General features: G+C 66.4%; 21 protein-coding genes and 2 tRNA genes. 10 read left to right on the plus strand and 13 right to left on the minus strand.

Features of this window, described 5'->3' with window-relative positions; genetic code table 11:
* Positions 1-32 precede the first annotated feature (32 nt).
* From parE to CFB81_RS12170, 3 genes are all read right to left on the minus strand, one after another.
* Positions 33-2,015 carry a DNA topoisomerase IV subunit B gene (gene parE, locus CFB81_RS12160; RefSeq protein WP_069618081.1) on the minus strand — a complete coding sequence of 661 codons (1,983 nt, stop codon included), beginning with the start codon at positions 2,013-2,015 and terminating at the stop codon, positions 33-35.
* A gap of 220 nt (positions 2,016-2,235) precedes the next feature.
* The gene (locus tag CFB81_RS12165) at positions 2,236-4,221 is read right to left on the minus strand and encodes an ATP-binding cassette domain-containing protein (RefSeq protein WP_176730195.1); all 1,986 of its coding nucleotides are present in this window, start codon (positions 4,219-4,221) and stop codon (positions 2,236-2,238) included.
* 231 nt (positions 4,222-4,452) lie between these two features.
* Entirely contained in the window at positions 4,453-4,857 is a 405-nt protein-coding gene (locus tag CFB81_RS12170) for a DUF4399 domain-containing protein (RefSeq protein WP_069618079.1), read from the minus strand.
* A 198-nt stretch (positions 4,858-5,055) separates the two neighbouring features.
* On the opposite strand from CFB81_RS12170, the gene CFB81_RS12175 reads away from it, so the two are divergent.
* Positions 5,056-5,238, plus strand: a complete 183-nt coding sequence (locus CFB81_RS12175; RefSeq protein WP_006478164.1) for a rubredoxin — start codon at positions 5,056-5,058, stop codon at positions 5,236-5,238.
* A gap of 148 nt (positions 5,239-5,386) precedes the next feature.
* Positions 5,387-5,461 (plus strand) — tRNA-Arg (locus CFB81_RS12180).
* A 44-nt stretch (positions 5,462-5,505) separates the two neighbouring features.
* Here CFB81_RS12180 and CFB81_RS12185 read toward each other — a convergent pair.
* The 4 genes from CFB81_RS12185 to CFB81_RS12200 all read right to left on the minus strand — a co-directional run bounded on the left by CFB81_RS12185 (position 5,506) and on the right by CFB81_RS12200 (position 7,531).
* Complete coding sequence (locus tag CFB81_RS12185) at positions 5,506-6,222, minus strand: O-methyltransferase (protein ID WP_089435435.1); 717 nt, start codon at positions 6,220-6,222, stop codon at positions 5,506-5,508.
* Positions 6,223-6,329: 107 nt separating this feature from the next.
* Positions 6,330-6,626 (minus strand): 4Fe-4S binding protein, encoded by a 297-nt coding sequence (locus CFB81_RS12190; protein WP_089435436.1) that lies wholly within the window; start codon positions 6,624-6,626, stop codon positions 6,330-6,332.
* 2 nt (positions 6,627-6,628) lie between these two features.
* Positions 6,629-6,937, minus strand: a complete 309-nt coding sequence (locus CFB81_RS12195) for a hypothetical protein (protein ID WP_069618072.1) — start codon at positions 6,935-6,937, stop codon at positions 6,629-6,631.
* Positions 6,938-6,949: 12 nt separating this feature from the next.
* Positions 6,950-7,531, minus strand: coding sequence for an RNA polymerase sigma factor (locus tag CFB81_RS12200; RefSeq protein WP_176730192.1), 582 nt, complete (start codon positions 7,529-7,531; stop codon positions 6,950-6,952).
* A 176-nt stretch (positions 7,532-7,707) separates the two neighbouring features.
* Between CFB81_RS12200 and CFB81_RS12205 the strand changes: the two genes are divergently transcribed.
* Together CFB81_RS12205 and CFB81_RS12210 are read left to right on the plus strand one after the other, a co-directional pair.
* A tRNA-Met gene (locus tag CFB81_RS12205) sits at positions 7,708-7,784 on the plus strand.
* Positions 7,785-7,992: 208 nt separating this feature from the next.
* Positions 7,993-8,325 carry a hypothetical protein gene (locus tag CFB81_RS12210; RefSeq protein ID WP_089435437.1) on the plus strand — a complete coding sequence of 111 codons (333 nt, stop codon included), beginning with the start codon at positions 7,993-7,995 and terminating at the stop codon, positions 8,323-8,325.
* Positions 8,326-8,385: 60 nt separating this feature from the next.
* Here the strand turns inward: CFB81_RS12210 and CFB81_RS12215 are convergent, their stop codons facing one another.
* The gene (locus CFB81_RS12215) at positions 8,386-9,126 is read right to left on the minus strand and encodes an SDR family NAD(P)-dependent oxidoreductase (protein WP_069618069.1); all 741 of its coding nucleotides are present in this window, start codon (positions 9,124-9,126) and stop codon (positions 8,386-8,388) included.
* Between the two features lie 115 nt (positions 9,127-9,241).
* Between CFB81_RS12215 and CFB81_RS12220 the strand changes: the two genes are divergently transcribed.
* Positions 9,242-9,865: a TetR/AcrR family transcriptional regulator gene (locus tag CFB81_RS12220; RefSeq protein WP_089435438.1), complete on the plus strand. Its 624-nt coding sequence runs from the start codon at positions 9,242-9,244 to the stop codon at positions 9,863-9,865.
* Positions 9,866-9,886: 21 nt separating this feature from the next.
* Here the strand turns inward: CFB81_RS12220 and eco are convergent, their stop codons facing one another.
* Positions 9,887-10,387 carry a serine protease inhibitor ecotin gene (eco, locus tag CFB81_RS12225; protein WP_089435439.1) on the minus strand — a complete coding sequence of 167 codons (501 nt, stop codon included), beginning with the start codon at positions 10,385-10,387 and terminating at the stop codon, positions 9,887-9,889.
* A 143-nt stretch (positions 10,388-10,530) separates the two neighbouring features.
* On the opposite strand from eco, the gene CFB81_RS12230 reads away from it, so the two are divergent.
* Positions 10,531-10,845: a hypothetical protein gene (locus tag CFB81_RS12230; RefSeq protein WP_089435440.1), complete on the plus strand. Its 315-nt coding sequence runs from the start codon at positions 10,531-10,533 to the stop codon at positions 10,843-10,845.
* Positions 10,846-11,043: 198 nt separating this feature from the next.
* Here the strand turns inward: CFB81_RS12230 and CFB81_RS12240 are convergent, their stop codons facing one another.
* Positions 11,044-11,445, minus strand: coding sequence for a hypothetical protein (locus CFB81_RS12240; RefSeq protein WP_089435442.1), 402 nt, complete (start codon positions 11,443-11,445; stop codon positions 11,044-11,046).
* Between the two features lie 117 nt (positions 11,446-11,562).
* On the opposite strand from CFB81_RS12240, the gene CFB81_RS12245 reads away from it, so the two are divergent.
* Entirely contained in the window at positions 11,563-11,943 is a 381-nt protein-coding gene (locus CFB81_RS12245; RefSeq protein WP_089435443.1) for a DUF5594 family protein, read from the plus strand.
* A gap of 182 nt (positions 11,944-12,125) precedes the next feature.
* Positions 12,126-13,493 carry an MFS transporter gene (locus CFB81_RS12250; protein WP_069618063.1) on the plus strand — a complete coding sequence of 456 codons (1,368 nt, stop codon included), beginning with the start codon at positions 12,126-12,128 and terminating at the stop codon, positions 13,491-13,493.
* A gap of 30 nt (positions 13,494-13,523) precedes the next feature.
* Here CFB81_RS12250 and CFB81_RS12255 read toward each other — a convergent pair whose 3' ends face one another.
* The 3 genes from CFB81_RS12255 to CFB81_RS12265 form a co-directional block, all read right to left on the minus strand.
* Complete coding sequence (locus CFB81_RS12255; protein WP_069618062.1) at positions 13,524-14,117, minus strand: AAA family ATPase; 594 nt, start codon at positions 14,115-14,117, stop codon at positions 13,524-13,526.
* Positions 14,110-15,531, minus strand: coding sequence for an alpha,alpha-trehalose-phosphate synthase (UDP-forming) (gene otsA / locus CFB81_RS12260; RefSeq protein ID WP_069618061.1), 1,422 nt, complete (start codon positions 15,529-15,531; stop codon positions 14,110-14,112). Before otsA ends, CFB81_RS12255 begins: the two co-directional genes overlap by 8 nt.
* Before the next feature lie 138 nt (positions 15,532-15,669).
* Positions 15,670-15,879: a hypothetical protein gene (locus tag CFB81_RS12265; protein WP_089435444.1), complete on the minus strand. Its 210-nt coding sequence runs from the start codon at positions 15,877-15,879 to the stop codon at positions 15,670-15,672.
* A 288-nt stretch (positions 15,880-16,167) separates the two neighbouring features.
* Here CFB81_RS12265 and CFB81_RS12270 point away from each other — a divergent pair, with 288 nt between their 5' ends.
* Both CFB81_RS12270 and CFB81_RS12275 read left to right on the plus strand, forming a co-directional pair.
* On the plus strand, positions 16,168-16,719 hold the full coding sequence (locus CFB81_RS12270; protein WP_069618059.1) for a hypothetical protein: 552 nt from the start codon (positions 16,168-16,170) through the stop codon (positions 16,717-16,719).
* Positions 16,716-17,210, plus strand: coding sequence for a hypothetical protein (locus tag CFB81_RS12275; protein ID WP_069618058.1), 495 nt, complete (start codon positions 16,716-16,718; stop codon positions 17,208-17,210). The genes CFB81_RS12270 and CFB81_RS12275 overlap by 4 nt, the downstream gene beginning before the upstream one ends.
* Positions 17,211-17,229: the final 19 nt, after the last annotated feature.

The raw sequence follows: 17,229 nt of genomic DNA on the forward strand, positions 1-17,229 counted from the left end.
GGCGTCATGCCCGGCCGCGCGGAAGCGGTGCACTAAATATCCGCTTCGACGTCGTTGCCCTTTTCCTCGAGCCAGCCGCGCCGCGCGGCTGCCTCGCCCTTGCCCATCAGCATCGTCATCCGCGCGACGGTCGCCTCGTAGTCGAGTTCGCCGAGCTTCACCGGCATCAGGCGGCGCGTGTCGGGGTTCATCGTCGTGTCCCACAGCTGCTCGGCGCTCATTTCGCCAAGGCCCTTGAAGCGGCTGATGCTCCACTGCGTGTCGCGCACGCCGTCCTTGCGCAGCTTGTCGAGGATCGCCTCGAGCTCGCCGTCGTCGAGCGCATAGAGCTTCTGCGCGGGTTTCTTGCCGCGCGCGGGCGCGTCGACACGAAACAGCGGCGGGCGCGCGACGTACACGTGGCCGCGCTCGATCAGCTGCGGGAAATGCTTGAAGAACAGCGTGAGCAGCAGCACCTGGATGTGCGAGCCGTCGACGTCCGCGTCCGACAGGATGCAGATCTTGCCGTAGCGCAGGTTCGACACGTCGACGGTATCGTCCGGGCTATGCGGATCGACGCCGATCGCGACCGAGATGTCGTGCACCTCGTTGTTCGCGAAGAGACGATCGCGTTCGGTTTCCCACGTGTTCAGCACCTTGCCGCGCAGCGGCAGGATCGCCTGGTATTCCTTGTCGCGGCCCATCTTCGCCGAGCCGCCCGCCGAGTCGCCCTCGACGAGGAACAGTTCGTTGCGCGCGATGTCTTCCGTCTCGCAATCGGTCAGCTTGCCCGGCAGCACCGCGACGCCCGAGCTCTTGCGCTTCTCGACCTTCTGGCCCGCGCGCGTACGCGCCTGCGCCTGCTTGATCACGAGTTCGGCGAGCTTCTTGCCGTGCTCGACGTGCTGGTTCAGCCACAGTTCGAGCGCCGGACGTGAGAACGACGACACGAGCTTCACCGCGTCGCGGCTGTTCAGCCGCTCCTTGATCTGCCCCTGGAACTGCGGATCGAGCACCTTCGCGGACAGCACGAACGACACGCGCGCGAACACGTCTTCCGCGAGCAGCTTCACGCCCTTCGGCTGCAGGTTGTGCAGTTCGACGAAGCTCTTCACCGCCTGGTAGAGGCCGTCGCGCAGGCCCGACTCGTGCGTGCCGCCGGCCGGCGTCGGGATCAGGTTCACGTACGACTCGCGCACGAGCGAGCCTTCCTCGCTCCATGCGACGACCCACGACGCGCCCTCGCCTTCGGCGAAGGTTTCGTCGGTCGAGCGCGAATCGGCGAAACGCTCGCCCTCGAACAGCGGAATCAACAGCTCGCTGCCGTTCATTTCGTCGAGCAGGTAGCCGCGCAGGCCGTCTTCATACTTCCACGCCTGGCGCTCGCCGGTCTTTTCGTTGACGAGCACGACCTCGACCCCCGGCAGCAGCACGGCCTTCGAGCGCAGCAGGCGCTGCAATTCGCCGAGCGGCAGGTTCGGCGAATCGAAGTATTTCGGATTCGGCCACACCTGCACGCGCGTGCCGGATTTCTTCTCGCCACGGCCCGCGCCTTGCGTGGACAGCGGCTTCACGACGTCGCCGTCGGCGAAGCCGAGTTCGGCGATCTTGCCGTCGCGCCATACCGTCACGTCGAGACGCGTTGCAAGCGCGTTCGTCACCGACACGCCGACCCCGTGCAGGCCGCCCGAGAACGTATACGCGCCGCCCGCGGCCTTGTCGAACTTGCCGCCCGCGTGCAGGCGCGTGAACACGATCTCGACGACCGGCACGCCCTCTTCGGGGTGCATGCCGAACGGGATGCCGCGGCCGTCGTCTTCGACCGAGACCGACTGGTCGGCATGCAGCGTGACCGTGATCTGCTTGCCGTAGCCGCCGAGCGCCTCGTCGGACGCGTTGTCGATGACTTCCTGGATGATGTGCAGCGGATTCTCGGTACGGGTGTACATGCCGGGCCGCTGCTTGACCGGCTCGAGACCCTTGAGCACCTTGATCGATGCTTCGCTATAGGCCGCGCTGGGTTTCTTTGTTGACATAGGCGCTGAATTTCGTCATTCATCGGGACGTTGTCCACACCTCGTGTGGATAACGTCGTGGACAAAACGTTGAGTTCCGTAAAAAAGCGAATCGAAACAACGGTGTGCTTGGACTGCTCCGAAAGCGGGCGCGCGGCGTGTGCGGCGCGACCCTGGACGCGCGGTATTTTACTGGTTCCGCGTGGCGCGCCAATCGCGGGATCGGCGCGCACCGCGCGCGTCACACCGGCTTGCGCTTTGCCTCGAGCGTTTCCCACCGTTCGAGCGCGGCGAGCAGTTCGTCGTCGATCGCCGCGAACCGCTCGGTCAGGCGCGTGCCTTCTTGCGGATCCTTCGCGAAAATCGCGCCGTCCTCGAGCTGCGCATTGATCGCCTTCTGCTCTGCTTCGAGCGCGGCGATCTTCTCCGGCAGCGAATCGAGTTCGCGCTGCTCGTTGAACGACAGCTTCACCGTACGCTGCGCGTTGCGGCCGGCCGCGCTCTTCGCCGGTTCGTCCTTCGCGGGCGCCGCTTCCTTGACCGCGCGCTTCGCCGCTTCCTGCTGCGCGAGCTGCTCCGAGCGCTCGCTCTGGATCTGCCAGTCGGTGAAGCCGCCGACGTATTCGCGCCACTTGCCGTCGCCCTCGGCCGCGATCACCGACGTCACGACGTTGTCGAGGAACGCGCGATCGTGGCTGACCAGCAGCACCGTGCCGTCGTAGTCGGCCAGCAGTTCTTCGAGCAGTTCGAGCGTCGGGATGTCGAGATCGTTGGTCGGTTCGTCGAGCACCAGCACGTTGGCCGGGCGCGCGAACAGGCGCGCGAGCAGCAGCCGGTTGCGCTCGCCGCCCGACAGCGACTTCACCGGCGAACGCGCGCGTTCCGGCGCGAACAGGAAATCGCCGAGATAGCTCATCACGTGCTTGCGCACGCCGCCGATCTCGACCCATTCGCTGCCGGGGCTGATCGTGTCGGCCAGGCTCTTCTCCTGGTCGAGCTGCGCGCGCATCTGGTCGAAATACGCGACCTGCAGGTTCGTGCCGGTGCGCACCGTGCCTTCGTCGGGCTTCAGGTCGCCGAGGATCAGCTTCAACAACGTGGTCTTGCCGGCGCCGTTCGGGCCGACGAAGCCGATCTTGTCGCCGCGCATGACCGTCGTCGAGAAGCGGTCGACCACCGTGCGGCCGCCGTAGCGCTTCGTCACGTCGGTCAGCTCCGCGACGATCTTGCCGGACTTCTCGCCCTGCGCGACGTCGAGCTTCACGTTGCCCTGCGCATTGCGGCGCTCCGCGCGCTCGTTGCGCATCTGCACGAGCCGCGCGATGCGGCCGACGCTGCGCGTGCGGCGCGCTTCGACGCCCTTGCGGATCCACACTTCTTCCTGCGCGAGCAGCTTGTCGAACTTCTCGTTCTCCACGCGTTCGACTTCGAGCTGCTGCGCCTTGCGCGTCTGGTACGCGGAGAAATTGCCCGGATACGACAGCAGCCGGCCGCGATCGAGCTCGACGATGCGCGTCGCGACGCGATCGAGGAACGCGCGATCGTGGGTGATGAACAGCAGGCCCGCGCGCTGCGCGACGAGCAGCTCTTCGAGCCAGCGGATGCCGTCGAAATCGAGGTGGTTGGTCGGTTCGTCGAGCAGCAGCACGTCGGGCTGCAGCACCAGCGCGCGCGCCAGCGCGACGCGCTTCTGCATCCCGCCCGACAGCGCGTCGACGCTGGCGTCGCCGTCCGTCAGGCCGATTTGCGCGAGCGTCATCGACACGCGCGTGCGCCAGTTCCACGCGTCGTGCGCATCGAGCGACGACTGCAGTGCGTTCATCCGCGCGAGCAGCGCATCGTGCTCGGCGCCTTCCGGGATCTCCGCGAGGCGGTGCGCGATCGAATCGTATTCTTCGAGCAGTTCGCGCGTATGCCCGAGCCCCGACGCGACCGCGTCGAACACCGTCGCGCCCGGCTCGAATTCGGGCTCCTGCGGCACGTAGACGGTCACGAGCTCCTGCTGGCGCGTGATCAGCCCGTCGTCGGGCTTCGCGAGATCGGCGACGATCTTCAGCAGCGACGACTTGCCCGCGCCGTTGCGGCCGATCAGGCCGACCCGCTCGCCGGCTTCCAGCGAGAAATCCGCGTGATCGAGCAACGCGACGTGACCGAACGCGAGCTGCGCGCCGGTAATGGAATAGAGCGACATGGGGAGACGGCGAAGAGAGAAATCGGAAGCGCCCATTGTACCGGGCGCGGAGGCCGGCATCGGCTCGGCTGGATGGACGAGTGCCGTAGAGCGCGTTTGATGGACGCTGGCGCGGTATCGTGGGCGCGGTGTGGCCGACCTCCGGTTTTGGACGCCGGCTACGGTTTGCGTGCCCGCATGAGCACGCGCATGCCGGCCGGATGCCCGCGGCCGGCCGATCGGCATATCCCGCGCGCGGCGCATCGGGCGCGGGCGCGGGATGTACGGTTATTTCACGTTGACCGTGATCGTCGAGCTCAGTTCGGGACCGTACGAACGGTGTGCGCCGTCACCGAGCTGCAGCGTCAGCGTGTGCTGGCCGGGCGGCAGCTTCACGTCGGTTTCGGTCTGGGCCTTGCCGAAATGCAGCGAACGTTCGCTCGCCGGGATCACGTCGCCCTTCGGCACCGGCTTGCCGTCGATCAGCAGGTGATGGTGACCGGTATCCGGGGTCATGTCGCCGGCCGGCTTCAGCGCCATGCCTTCGAGACCGAACTTCACGTGCACGGGATTCGACACCGTCGCGCCGTCCTGCGGCTCGACGAAGAACACACGCGCTTCGGCGCGCGCGAGCGTCGACACGGCCAGCGCCGCGACACAAACTGCACCCGCGATCCACTTTCTGTTGAGCATCGTTTCCTCCTTCAGATTGACAGGCTCACGAAGCATACACTGCATGCCCGACCGACGCGATGACGCTGGTTGTTCGCGATGCGTACGTTTAAAACGACGTTGCGCAGGCGTTCGGCGAAATTCCGGTAACATTGCGCCTTTCGTCCGCCGGCTACGCTGCGGACGGCATCGCCGAATTTTCATTATCCCGAGCGCAACATGAGCGAAGTAACCGAATACCAGAGCTGGGTCTGCCTGATTTGCGGGTGGGTCTACAACGAAGCGGAAGGACTGCCCGACGAAGGAATTCCGGCCGGCACCCGTTTCGCCGACATTCCCGCCGACTGGCGCTGCCCGCTGTGCGACGTGGGTAAGGAAGATTTCGTCGTCGTCGACTTCTGATTTTCTGTTTCGATCGCGGGTGATCTCGCGATAGCCGCGTCGCGGGTGCATTCCGCCCCGCCGACGCGCCGCGCGTTTGCTATACTCTGCGCGCTGTCCACACCGCCCGTCCGGTTCGCGTTTTTTGCGCGATTGCCCGGACTTGGCTCTCCCCGTAGTTCAATGGATAGAACAAGCGCCTCCTAAGCGCTAGATACAGGTTCGATTCCTGTCGGGGAGACCAGCCAAGCCCCAAACCTCCCCCAAGATTCGCAAGAAACTCCCCGCTCAAGCAACAACAACCGTAAACTCCACCCCCGACTCAAAATCCAGCGTCGCGGTCGAAAACCGCGGATCCTCGTCGAGGTAGTGCTTGTACGGTCGAACGGCGTCCTCGGCCGTGTACATGTTGTCGGCCAGCACGACCGATCCTGGTCGTAGCAAGGGCTCGATCTGCTTGAACAGATTCAGATAGGCGTCGGCCCATACGTCGATAAACACCATGTCGACAGTACCGCCCAGTTCGGCAACCGTCTCGAATACATCGCCTTCGCGCAAGTCGACATAGGTATCCAGGCCCGCTGTTTCGACGTGAGCCCGCAAACGCGCGCACTTGAGCGCATCGCATTCGGTCGCGATGACCACACCACGGCCCAGCGTACGCAACGCGTCGGCGAAATACAGAGTCGACACGCCGCAGGAACTGCCGAGTTCAAGGATTCTGGTCGGCCGTTGCGCCAGCACCATGTTGCGCAGGAGCCTCCCCGTTTCCGCCGACACGGCCAACGATAAAGCACTGCCGTCCGAGGACTCAAAATCTTCGGTGAACAAACCGAATGTTTCGAGAAAACGCCCTCGCAGCCGAGGGGCGAGTGTTTCGTATTCGTCGACGAGCGTCGGAAACGCCTCAGTCGGCCCCTGGAACTGCGCGCGGGCGCGGGCGATGATTTCGCTCCGGCTTTCTTCATGAAGCCGTTGCAGAAGAACATGAGTAGTTGAAGCCAAGTGCGTTCCTTCATGAGGTTGATCACGTAGACGGCGTATCCAGCAAGCGCCAATCCACCGTCAGGCTCAGCGAGTTGCCGTTCCACCATCGGCGCGAACGGACGACGCTATGCCCTTCGAGCAAGCGTGATTGCGCGCTCAGGACACGCCGTCACGCAAAACCCGCATGATCTGCACGCGTCCGCATTCGGCGTGTACGCGACCTTCATTCCATGCACGCGCAGTTTCAACCGATGCATCAAACCAAGATCGAGGTAATCGGCCTGATCGATACGCCGGATCTCGAACACGTCTTCAGGGCAAACGGTCACGCAATCCCCCTTCCCTTCGCAACGTTTCAGATCGACGACCGGCGCGATCACGCCCGCCTTCTGCTTGCAGTCGGTCGTTGATTTCTCGCGCATGTTCACTCCTCGGTAGGCCGCTTGCCACCCGATCGCCATGCGGCCCGGAATTGCTCGCGCTCTTCGGGCGTCATGGCTTCCCACTTGCGCCAGTGGCGCCGGCCGTGCCAGCCACGGTGTCCGCGGAATCCGCCGAACAGAATCCGGCTCAACACGAGCAAGCCCAGCGCATGGGCGAAATCAATCGTCCGGGCGCCGACGAATAACCCCGGCATCACCCAATTCCAAAGCATCATGACGACCCATCCGAGCACGCCGATGGCAACCACCACGAGCAGCGCTTTGCCCGCACATCTGATTCGAAAATTCATCCGTCGACTCCTCTAGATATCCAGTTCGTCATAAATGGGTTGCAGTCGCGCACGCAGATGCAGGACCGCATAGCGTTTGCGCGCGAGCAGCGTGTTGAGCGCGACGCCGCTTTGCGCGGCCATCTCCTTGAAGGACGCCCCTTCCAACTCGTGCGCGATAAAAACCTCACGCTGATTCGCCGGCAATTCGTCGAGCGCATCCTGCAACGCCTTGAGCAACAGCGTGCGAGCGTAGAGCGCTTCAGGGCCGGCATCGTGCGACGGTAGCGCGAGGTCGAGGCGATACTCGCTGTCCGCGTCGTCGTCGGCATCGAGCAGATCGGCCAGCGGCTGCTCCTTCTTCTTGCGAAAACGATCGATGATGCGGTTGCGCGCCGTACGGAACAGCCACGCACTCGCCTGTTCGATTGGCGCAGGCAGCCGATAAGCCTGCACGAATTCGTGAAGCACATCCTGCAGAACGTCCTCGGCATCGTCCGGGTCGCGGATCCGGCGCCGAATGAAGTTCCCTAGCCTCGTTCGTTCACGCATCACTGTCGCAGTGATGTCGCGGTCTGGGTCGGTCATCGTTTGCGAAGTGGGTGGCGGTTCCATGCGTCTGAAGACGTATCAGGCGCGCGAATATTGTGGGGGGATGTGAAAATTTTGCGGCGGTACGCGTCCGCTTCACTGCGTTGCAGGCGTTTCAAGGAACAGGCCCGATATGGCATCGGGGCTGCCGTCACACGAATCGATTGACTCCCGGCATCAACCCGAAGTACACTTCGCGCCGCGGGGTGGAGCAGTCTGGCAGCTCGTCGGGCTCATAACCCGAAGGTCGTAGGTTCAAATCCTACCCCCGCAACCAAATGCCGAAGCCCGCTTTGCGAAAGCAAGCGGGCTTTTTGCTGTCCGGAAGATGTTGCCGCGCATGCGGCGCAGCACACGAAGATGGGTAATCGCCCGTTCACCGCGACGTGCGACACGCGATCGCACCTCGTCCGTTCTCCGCCGACATGCAGCGAACACTGCGTAGAATTCCGAACCTTCTTCGGTTCAGCATACGGACTTCTCGAATGATTCGAACGATCGCGGCGCTCGCCGCGCTTTCAGCGATGACCGCCACGGCCAACGCCGCCGACACCGGCACGGCCCCTGCCAAGCAACGCTACGTCAGCCCGGGCATCGCCAACGTCACCGCTTCGGCAGCCCCACGCGCGGAAAGCACCTCCGCCGACGCGCGGTGCCGGGAACTGGCCGCCGGCATCGATGCGCTCACGCACTCGCCCGATCGCGGCCACCGAGTCGTGCGCGGGATGGGCCCGGACGGCAAGCCGCGCAACGAACTGCACGCCTACGACAAACGGGCCGATCTGGAAACCGAGCACCTGCGCCTCGGCTGCCAGTAACGAACCACGACGAGCGATGAACGCACCGTTACCCGGCCCACTCACGCCGGGCATCGGTCTTTACGCGTTCGCGCCGCCGTCGATCGTCAATCCGGTGCCGTTGATCGACCGCCCTTCCGGCCCGACGACGAACGCCACGAGCGCGGCCACGTCATCGGCCTTGCCGTACTGCTGAATCGCCATCCGCGAACGTTGCGCATCGGCATGCTCGCCATCGGCGGGGTTCATATCGGTATCGGTGGAACCCGGATGCACGATGTTGACCGTGATGCCGCGCGAGCCGAGATCGCGCGCGAGCCCCTGCGTCCAGCCGATCAATGCGGCTTTGCTCGCCGCATAGAGGCTCATCCCCGCATCGGGCACGCGCGTCGCGAGGCAGCTGCCGGTCGACACGATGCGCCCGCCTTCCCCGAGATGCCGCGCCGCCGCCTGCGACGCGACGATCACCGCGCGCACGTTCACGTTCAGCGTCGCGTCGATATCGTCGAGCGTGAGGTCGTCCAGCGCGCCGGCCCGGAAAATCCCCGCGTTGTTGACGAGAATGTCGAGGCCGCCGAACGTCTCCGCAGCGCGATCGACCGCGTTGCGCACGGCGACGGGATCGGCGCTATCGGCCTGGATCGCAATGGCGCGACGGCCCAGCGCCTCGATGCCGGCGACGACGGCCTGCGCCCGCTCGGCCGATTTTTCATACGTGATCGCGACGTCCGCGCCATCGGCCGCCAGCCGTTTCGCGATCGCCGCGCCGATGCCGCGGCTGCCGCCCGTGATGAGTGCACGTTTGCCCTGAAGTCGATTCATGTCGATTCCTTTCCTCATTTATGTAACGACCGACACAGAATGTGGGAAGTTGCGCCTCACAGTCAATTGATTTATTTTATCGATCGATACAGATATCGACGAAGGGACGGGCGCAATGGCTGAACGAGGCCGACCGAGAAGCTTCGACAAGGAAGCAGCGCTGGATCGCGCGATGGAAGTGTTCTGGCGTCTCGGCTACGAAGGCGCGTCGATGACGGACCTGACGGCCGCGATGGGCATCGCATCGCCGAGCCTGTATGCGGCCTTCGGCAGCAAGGAAGCGTTGTTCCGGCAAGCGCTCGAGCATTACCGCGCAACCGAGGGGCGAGAAATCTGGGGCGGTGTCGAACGGGCAGCCAGCGCGCGCGACGCCGTGCAGAGCTACCTGATGGATACCGCACGCGTGTTCACGCGGCGCTCGAAGCCGGCCGGCTGCCTGATCGTGCTGTCGGCGCTGCATCCGGCCGAGCGTTCCGATATGGTCCGGCAAACGCTGATCGCGATGCGCGAGGGTACGGTCGACGCGCTGAGGGAACGCCTCGCGCAAGGCGTCGCGAACGGTGAAATATCGGCGCACGCGAACGTCGACGCAATCGCACGCTACTACGTGACGGTTCAGCAGGGCATGTCGATCCAGGCGCGCGACGGCGCGAGCCGCCGCGATCTGGTGGCCGTCGCGCAAGCCGCGCTGGCCGCATGGCCGGCGCTCGTCGGCACGAGCAGCGCGGCCCGTGGGTAGCGGCAGGACGCCGCGGAGAGATTACTGCTTCACGGCTTGCTGCACGTCCTTCGACGCATGCCACACGCGATAGCGCACGTCGAAGCCGTCGGGTACATACACGACGAGCGGCAGGCGGCTGTTGTAGCGCAGCAATTGACCGTCACTGCGCACCTGCACGAACCGTTGCTGCGGCGCCTGGCCCGGGCACGCCATCAGCGTCGATGCCGGCCCCTTCACGTCGGTGAGCCGGTAGTACGTATAGCCCCAGCCCTTCACATCCTCGGCAGTCAGCTCGCCGCCGAACCACTGCTGGTTGCAGTCGGTCTGCAGCGTCTTGCCGATCATCAGCTCGACGCGCGCATCACCCTCGTTCTCGAGCGCCGGCAGCGCGATCACGACGCGCTGCTGGCCGGTCGCTGCCTGCGGAAACATCTTGATCGACTCGGCCGACACGGCGGGCGCGGAGGCCGGCGCGGCCGCGCATGCGGCGGCCGTTGTCAGGCAGAAGGCGGCCAGCGCGGCCCGGATCGCGAATTTCATCGATGTGCTCCTGAAAAACAAATGAGCCCCGGATGCTAACACTTTCGTCACAGGACCTTACGAGGCTGTAATTTGGCGACACAATTGCAAACAGCCGGCAATCGCGGGGCGCGGTACTTATAGCGGAACCAACGGAGAACATCATGCTGAAGCTCATTGCTGCCGCCGGCGTCGCCACCCTGCTGGCCGGCTGCGTCGTTGCCCCGGACGCCGGATACGGCTACGGGCAGCCTTACTATTCCGATCCCGGCTATGCGTACGCCCCGTCTCCCGTGTACGGCACGGTCAACATCTGGGGCGGTGGCGGCGGACGCGACTGGGATCGCGGCCGGCGCGACTACCATCGCTGGGACGGTGATCGCGGCGATCGCGGCAACCGCGGGAACGGCTGGGGACGCGGCGGCGGACACCGCGGCGACTGGAACGGCGGCGGTGGCGGCGGCGGTCATCGCCACTGACGCGCAATTGCAACCGTTTGTATCCGCGCACGGCCCGCCGAAGGCCGGCGGCGCATCACTCCGGCCGACGAACCGGCCGCACAAAAAGGCAAAGGCCCTCGCATCGAGCGAGGGCCTTTCGTCGTCCGGGCCGGCGAAGCAATCGTCGACGATGCCCGCGCATCGGCCCCGCACGTGCTCGCGCGCAGGCGCCGCCGCTTACCAGCCGGCCGACCGCGCGTAACCGCCCTGCACCGGCGCACCGCACACGTACGCGCGCTGATAGCGGTCGTAGCAATAGTTCGGGCCGTCGTCCTGGTACTGCGCCTGCTGATAGGTCGGGTAGGCAGGCTGCTGGTACGCGGGCGCCTGGTAGTACGTCGGCGGTTGATAGGCCGGCGCCTGGTACACGGGCGCCTGATACGCGACAGGCGGATTCATCGCGGACGTCACGATCGCGCCCAGCACCGCGCCGCCGATCAATGCGCCGATGACGGCGCCGCCGTCGCGGCCATGCGCGGACGCCGGGCCCGCGACCGCGAGCGAACCGGCAAGGACACACACTGCGGCAATCTTTTTCATGATGGACTCCCACGCGAAGTGGTACTGGATGCGATGCATTGTGGCGGGAGGCGGCCGTAATAGATGCAGCAAGTGGTAACGCGCGATTACCGGTATCGCTCGCGCCGAAACGCGTCGTCGCCGTGCTACGATTTTCGGCCGACAGGAGACGCCTTCATGCAGCCCGACACTGCCCGCCGTTTCGATACCGAATTCGCGCCGCGCATCGCGCAGGCGATCGCCGCATTCTTCGCCGATCACGTTCAGACCGACGTCGTCCCCTATGGCGGACACGGGCATCCGACGCGCGTGCAGATCCGCAGCGCGCCACACGAGCACGTGAGTGGCTTCGCGCATCCGCTGAATCTCGAACTGACCTGGGACACCGACGAAATCGAGCGGCTGATGGAACCGGACGGCCCGCAGCGCTTCGAGCACTACCTCGCCGCGTTGCCGAAAAAGCTCGGCGCATGGGAGAGCGCACGCGACATCGATCTCGCGTCGCGCACGCAGGCCGGCCCGCTCGTGCGGCTCGGCGGCCTCGACTTCGAAGGCTGAATGCGCGCGCCAGCCGGCCACCGCGCGGCTTGGCGTCGCGCGATGCGGCCCGGTGATACACTCGACCGGCCCCGTTCCGGCGCAGCCGCGCTGGCCGGGTCGTTCATCGCCACCGCCCCTGCACATGGTTGCGCACGCAACCGGCAAGCGGGCGCGCGAACAACCACGCTCTCGCTCCCGTCATGAACGCCGATACCGGCCTGCCGCTTCCGCAACGCTACTGGGCGATCGTCTGCGTCGCCCTGGGCATCACGCTCGCCGTGCTCGACGGCGCCATCGCGAACGTCGCATTGCCGACCATCGCGCGCGACCTGCACGCGTCCGACGCCGCGTCGATCTGGATCGTCAACGCGTACCAGCTCGCGGTCACGATCACGCTGCTGCCGCTCGCGTCGCTCGGCGAACGCGTCGGCTATCGCCGCATCTACATCGCCGGCCTCGCGTTGTTCACCGCCGCTTCGCTCGGCTGCGCGCTCGCCGGCTCGCTGCCGATGCTGGCGGTGATGCGCGTGATCCAGGGGTTCGGCGCGGCCGGCATCATGAGCGTCAACGCGGCACTCGTGCGGATGATCTACCCGTCGTCGATGCTCGGGCGCGGGCTGTCGATCAACGCGATGGTGGTCGCGCTGTCGTCGGCGATCGGGCCGACGGTCGCGTCCGCGATCCTGTCGTTCGCGTCTTGGCCGTGGCTCTTCGCGGTCAACGTGCCGATCGGCATCGCGGCCGTGCTCGGCAGCGTGCGCGCGCTGCCGGCCAACCCGCTGCACGACGCGCCGTACGACTTCGCGAGCGCGCTGATGAACGCGTGCGTGTTCGGCCTCTTGATCACGGCCGTCGACGGGCTCGGTCACGGCGAAAGTCATGCGTACGTCGCGGCCGAACTGGCCGTCGCATTCGTGATCGGCTACTTCTTCGTGAAGCGTCAGTTGTCGCAGCCCGCGCCGCTGCTGCCGGTCGACCTGATGCGCATCCCGATGTTCGCGCTGTCGGTCTACACGTCGACGGCGTCGTTCACGTCGCAGATGCTCGCGTTCGTCGCGCTGCCGTTCTGGCTACAGCATTCGCTCGGCTTCTCGCAGGTCGAGACGGGCCTCTACATGACGCCGTGGCCGCTCGTGATCGTGTTCGCCGCGCCGCTCGCGGGCGTGCTGTCGGACCGCTATTCGGCTGGCATCCTCGGCGGGATCGGGCTTGCGCTGTTTGCGGCCGGACTGCTGTCGCTCGCGACGATCGGCGCGCACCCGGGCACGGTCGATATCGTGTGGCGGATGGCGCTGTGCGGCGCGGGCTTCGGGCTGTTCCAGTCGCCGAACAACCGCGCGATGCTGTCGTCGGCGCCGCGCGAGCGCAGCGGCGGCGCCGGCGGCATGCTGAGCACTGCGCGCCTGACCGGCCAGACGCTCGGCGCCGCGCTGGTCGCGCTGATTTTCGGGCTCGCGCCCGACCGCGGGCCGACGCTCGCGCTGTATGTCGCCGCGGCGTTCGCGGCGGTGGCCGCGGTCGTCAGCCTGCTGCGCATCGCGTCGCCGCGGCCGGACGCGACGGCCTGACACCGTCGTCCGCCGTACACGCGGCGGCCATCATGCGGCGTCGAGCGTGTCCATCACGAAGCGCACACGCGCCTTCACGCTCACGCGCGGCAACTCGATCAGCCGATAGCCGTACGACGTATAGCACTCGACCATCGCGTCATGGGTCCGCACCGCTTCCGCGAAATCCTGCCGGCGCTCGGTGTCCTGCACATAGATGTCGGGCCAAGGCGGCGCGATGAACACGCGCCGGTGATAGCGGAAACGCCGCGCCGCGGCTTCCGCGTGCGCGGGTACCGCCAACCCGGTCAGCTTCAGATAGCCGATCACGTCCGGCACGCCGCGGTCGAAGAACACCGGCCCGCGCGCCTGCCGGGCGAGATGGTAGGACCGCATCTCCCAGCCCAGCATCAGCTCGGCGAACGCCGCCGGGTCGCGCCACGGCAGCGCCGGGCCGTCGACGGCCATCTGGTCGCGGATCACGCCGCGCCCGGCCTCCTGCGAGCGTGCGAACCCGGCGCGCTCCAGCGCATCGAGCAACGTGCTCTTGCCCGAACCTGGGCCGCCCGTCACGACGAAGAAGCGGCCGGCCGTATCGCCCGCCGTTTCGTCGTCGCTGCCGGCGCCCGGCACGCACTCACGCATGCGCGACCCGCCGGCCCGCGCGCTGCGTGACCGACGCCGCCGCGGCGACACTGCGCAAGTCGGCGACGAACGTATCGCGCCAGACCGACAGGTCGTTCTCGCGCAACCGCGCGAGGTTCTCCTCGTGACGCGCCTGCCGCTCCGCGAGCGGCATCGACAGCGCGCGCTCGAGCGCCTCGGCCATCTGCGACAGGTCGTACGGATTGACGAGCAGCGCGCCGGTCAACTCGGCCGCCGCGCCCGCGAACTCCGACAGCACGAGCACGCCCGGATCGGCCGGATCCTGCGACGCGACGTATTCCTTCGCGACGAGATTCATCCCGTCGCGCAACGGCGTCACGTAGCCGACCTGCGACATCCGGAAGAACGCCATCAGCAGGTTGCGCTCGTACTTGCGGTTCAGGTACTGGATCGGCGTCCAGTCGAGCTGCGAGAAGCGGCCGTTGATGCGGCCGGCCTCGCCTTCGAGCGTTTCGCGGATGTGCTGGTAGGTCTGCACGTCGGAACGCGTCGGCGGCGCGATCTGCAAGAGCGACACGCGCCCCTGCCAGCCCGGCGCATTCGCGAGCATCCGTTCGAACGACTGGAAGCGCTCGACGAGCCCCTTCGAGTAATCGAGGCGGTCGACGCTCATCACCAGCTTGCGGTCGCCGAGCGCCTCGCGCAGCATCTTCACCGGCTTGCGCGTGCCGTACTGGACGGCCGCCTGCGCGATCGCGTCCGGATGCACGCCGATCGGATAGGCGGCGACCTTCACGACGCGGCCGTGCGCATGCAGCATCCCGTCGTCGCTCGCCGTGCCGATGCCGCGCCGCTCGATGTAATCGGTGAATGCCTGCTTGTCGGCCTCGGTCTGGAAGCCCGCCACGTCGTACGCGCACATGAACTTCACGAGCTCCTCGTGCGGCGGCACGAGGCGCAGCATGTCGGGCGACGGAAACGGGATGTGCAGGAAGAAGCCGATCGGGTTCTTCACGCCGAGCTCGCGCAGGCAGTGCGCGAACGGCAGCAGGTGGTAGTCGTGCACCCAGATCAGGTCGTCGGGTCGCAGCAGCGCGGCGAGCTGCTTCGCGAGCATCGCGTTCACGCGCAGATAACCGGCGTACTCCTGGCGGTCGAAGCGCGCGAGATCGCCGCGGTAATGAAACACCGGCCATAGCGTCGCGTTCGAGAAGCCGCGGTAGTACTGGTCGTAGTCGCGCCGGGTCAGCCCGACCGTCGCATACGTCACATTGCCGTCCCGCTGGATCGCGGGCTCGGCATCCGGCGCACCGACGATCTCGCCGTTCCAGCCGAACCAGACGCCGCCGGTTTCCTTCAGCGCGTCCATCACGCCGACGGCCAGGCCGCCCGCGCTCGGGCGCGTGTCCTCGCCGGCGGCGACACGATTCGATACCACGATCAATCTGCTCATGCGACTTCCCCTCCTCGATTCGATTGGCTGGCGCGCGACGCACGCCAAAGCAGGCGCGGCGGCCCGAAGGCGGCCGCGCGGCGACTCAGTTCCGAGAATTGCAATGAAATACGGCGATGGAATGCGGCGACGACCGCATCAGGCGTCCTGCTCCTGGCCGAGGTCGCGCTGATAGTCGAGCCCTTCCGGGCGCGCCCCGCCCTGGTTGTGATCGCCGTCCGACGGCGTCTCGTCCGGCGTGCCCGCAGGCGGTGCCGAAGGCGCGTCGGTCCGCGGGCGCGGCGGTGCTTCCGGATGGTCGGCCGCCGCGATGGGCGGCCGGTGTGACAACCGTTTCGAACGGCGCATGGCTGGGTGTCTCATATGCGGCGCGGCTCGAGGCCGTTGTAGAAACATTCCATAGCAAAACAGTCTAGGTCGCTTGATCGCATCCGAAGGTAACAATTACCTTCAATTTGTAACGTTTCGACCCCTCTCCGATCTTCTATCCGACAATAACGCCGCCCGCGCGCACGCGGCCCGCCGCACGGCGATTTGTCAAAGCTTTGCAGTTTTCCTATGACAATTGCGAAACAATGACGCGGCATCAGGACGTGCATGCGTCGCCGCTCACCCAGACAGGACTTGCACTCAGGGATGAACATTCGTTTCGAATCGCCGCGCCGGGCCACGCCGGCGCGCGTCGCGCTGGCCGTGATCGCCACGGCCGCACTGCTGTCCGGCTGCAATTCGCTGTACAGCGAAGGGGCGACGGCCGGCGCCGGTATCGCGGGCGCCGCGATCGCCGCCAAGGTCACCAACAATGCCGCCGTCGCGACGGGCATCGGCCTCGGCGCCGTTGCCGGCGCGCGGGCCGGCGTCCAGTACTCGCAACGCGTCGCGCACCGCTACACGCAGGAGCAGATCGCGAAGGCGGCCGGCCCGCTCGACGTCGGCGGCGTCGCGCCGTGGTCGACGCACCATTCGTTCCCGATCGAGGACGACGAGCAGGGCCGCGTGACCGTCAGCCGGATGATCAGCGTCGGTCCGCTCGACTGCAAGGAAATCGTGTTCGCGGTCGATACGCCGGCGAAGGCCGACAAGGCCGCACAATCGGCGTTCTACGTCGCCACCATCTGCCGCGACGGGCCCGTGTGGAAATGGGCGTCGGCCGAACCGGCAACCGAACGCTGGGGCGCGCTGCAATGAGCGTCGCGTTCCGTATCGCGGCGATCGGCGCACTGTGCGCGGCGACGCTCGCGCTGTCGGGCTGCGGCTCGGTCGGCGCGGCGAGCGGCGCGCTGGCCGGCGCGGCAACGGGCCTCGTCACCGCGAACCCGGCGGTCGGCGTCGGCGTCGGGATTGCCGTGCAGGCGGCGACCGACGAGGCCGTCAACCGCACGATGAAGCAGCTCCATCAGAATCAGCAGGACGCGATCGCGAAAACGGCCGGCAGTCTCGCCGTCGGCGAAGTGAAGCCGTGGAAGGTGAAGAACACGCTGCCGCTCGAAAACGGCGAAGGCGAAGTGCGCGTCACGCGCGCGTATTCGTCGGCGCTCGCGCTGTGCAAGGAATTCGCGTTTTCGGTAAAGGACGGCGACAAGGCCGACTGGTATTTCGCGAATGCGTGCCAGCAAGGCACGCACTGGAAGTGGGCGTCGGCGGAACCGGCTGTTGATCGGTGGGGGAATTTGCAGTAATCGCGCGATGCGCCGTACA

Origin of the sequence: Burkholderia sp. AU28863, from assembly GCF_002223195.1 — a bacterium.
Lineage (GTDB): Bacteria > Pseudomonadota > Gammaproteobacteria > Burkholderiales > Burkholderiaceae > Burkholderia > Burkholderia sola.

Coding starts and splice junctions, on each gene's coding strand:
- parE (WP_069618081.1), bottom strand. CDS start 2,015: ATGTCAACAAAGAAACCCAGCGCGGCCTATAGCGAAGCATCGATCAAG.
- CFB81_RS12165 (WP_176730195.1), bottom strand. CDS start 4,221: ATGGGCGCTTCCGATTTCTCTCTTCGCCGTCTCCCCATGTCGCTCTAT.
- CFB81_RS12170 (WP_069618079.1), bottom strand. CDS start 4,857: ATGCTCAACAGAAAGTGGATCGCGGGTGCAGTTTGTGTCGCGGCGCTG.
- CFB81_RS12175 (WP_006478164.1), top strand. CDS start 5,056: ATGAGCGAAGTAACCGAATACCAGAGCTGGGTCTGCCTGATTTGCGGG.
- CFB81_RS12190 (WP_089435436.1), bottom strand. CDS start 6,626: ATGCGCGAGAAATCAACGACCGACTGCAAGCAGAAGGCGGGCGTGATC.
- CFB81_RS12195 (WP_069618072.1), bottom strand. CDS start 6,937: ATGAATTTTCGAATCAGATGTGCGGGCAAAGCGCTGCTCGTGGTGGTT.
- CFB81_RS12200 (WP_176730192.1), bottom strand. CDS start 7,531: ATGGAACCGCCACCCACTTCGCAAACGATGACCGACCCAGACCGCGAC.
- CFB81_RS12210 (WP_089435437.1), top strand. CDS start 7,993: ATGATTCGAACGATCGCGGCGCTCGCCGCGCTTTCAGCGATGACCGCC.
- CFB81_RS12215 (WP_069618069.1), bottom strand. CDS start 9,126: ATGAATCGACTTCAGGGCAAACGTGCACTCATCACGGGCGGCAGCCGC.
- CFB81_RS12220 (WP_089435438.1), top strand. CDS start 9,242: ATGGCTGAACGAGGCCGACCGAGAAGCTTCGACAAGGAAGCAGCGCTG.
- eco (WP_089435439.1), bottom strand. CDS start 10,387: ATGAAATTCGCGATCCGGGCCGCGCTGGCCGCCTTCTGCCTGACAACG.
- CFB81_RS12230 (WP_089435440.1), top strand. CDS start 10,531: ATGCTGAAGCTCATTGCTGCCGCCGGCGTCGCCACCCTGCTGGCCGGC.
- CFB81_RS12240 (WP_089435442.1), bottom strand. CDS start 11,445: ATGCATCGCATCCAGTACCACTTCGCGTGGGAGTCCATCATGAAAAAG.
- CFB81_RS12245 (WP_089435443.1), top strand. CDS start 11,563: ATGCAGCCCGACACTGCCCGCCGTTTCGATACCGAATTCGCGCCGCGC.
- CFB81_RS12250 (WP_069618063.1), top strand. CDS start 12,126: ATGAACGCCGATACCGGCCTGCCGCTTCCGCAACGCTACTGGGCGATC.
- CFB81_RS12255 (WP_069618062.1), bottom strand. CDS start 14,117: ATGCGTGAGTGCGTGCCGGGCGCCGGCAGCGACGACGAAACGGCGGGC.
- otsA (WP_069618061.1), bottom strand. CDS start 15,531: ATGAGCAGATTGATCGTGGTATCGAATCGTGTCGCCGCCGGCGAGGAC.
- CFB81_RS12265 (WP_089435444.1), bottom strand. CDS start 15,879: ATGCGCCGTTCGAAACGGTTGTCACACCGGCCGCCCATCGCGGCGGCC.
- CFB81_RS12270 (WP_069618059.1), top strand. CDS start 16,168: ATGAACATTCGTTTCGAATCGCCGCGCCGGGCCACGCCGGCGCGCGTC.
- CFB81_RS12275 (WP_069618058.1), top strand. CDS start 16,716: ATGAGCGTCGCGTTCCGTATCGCGGCGATCGGCGCACTGTGCGCGGCG.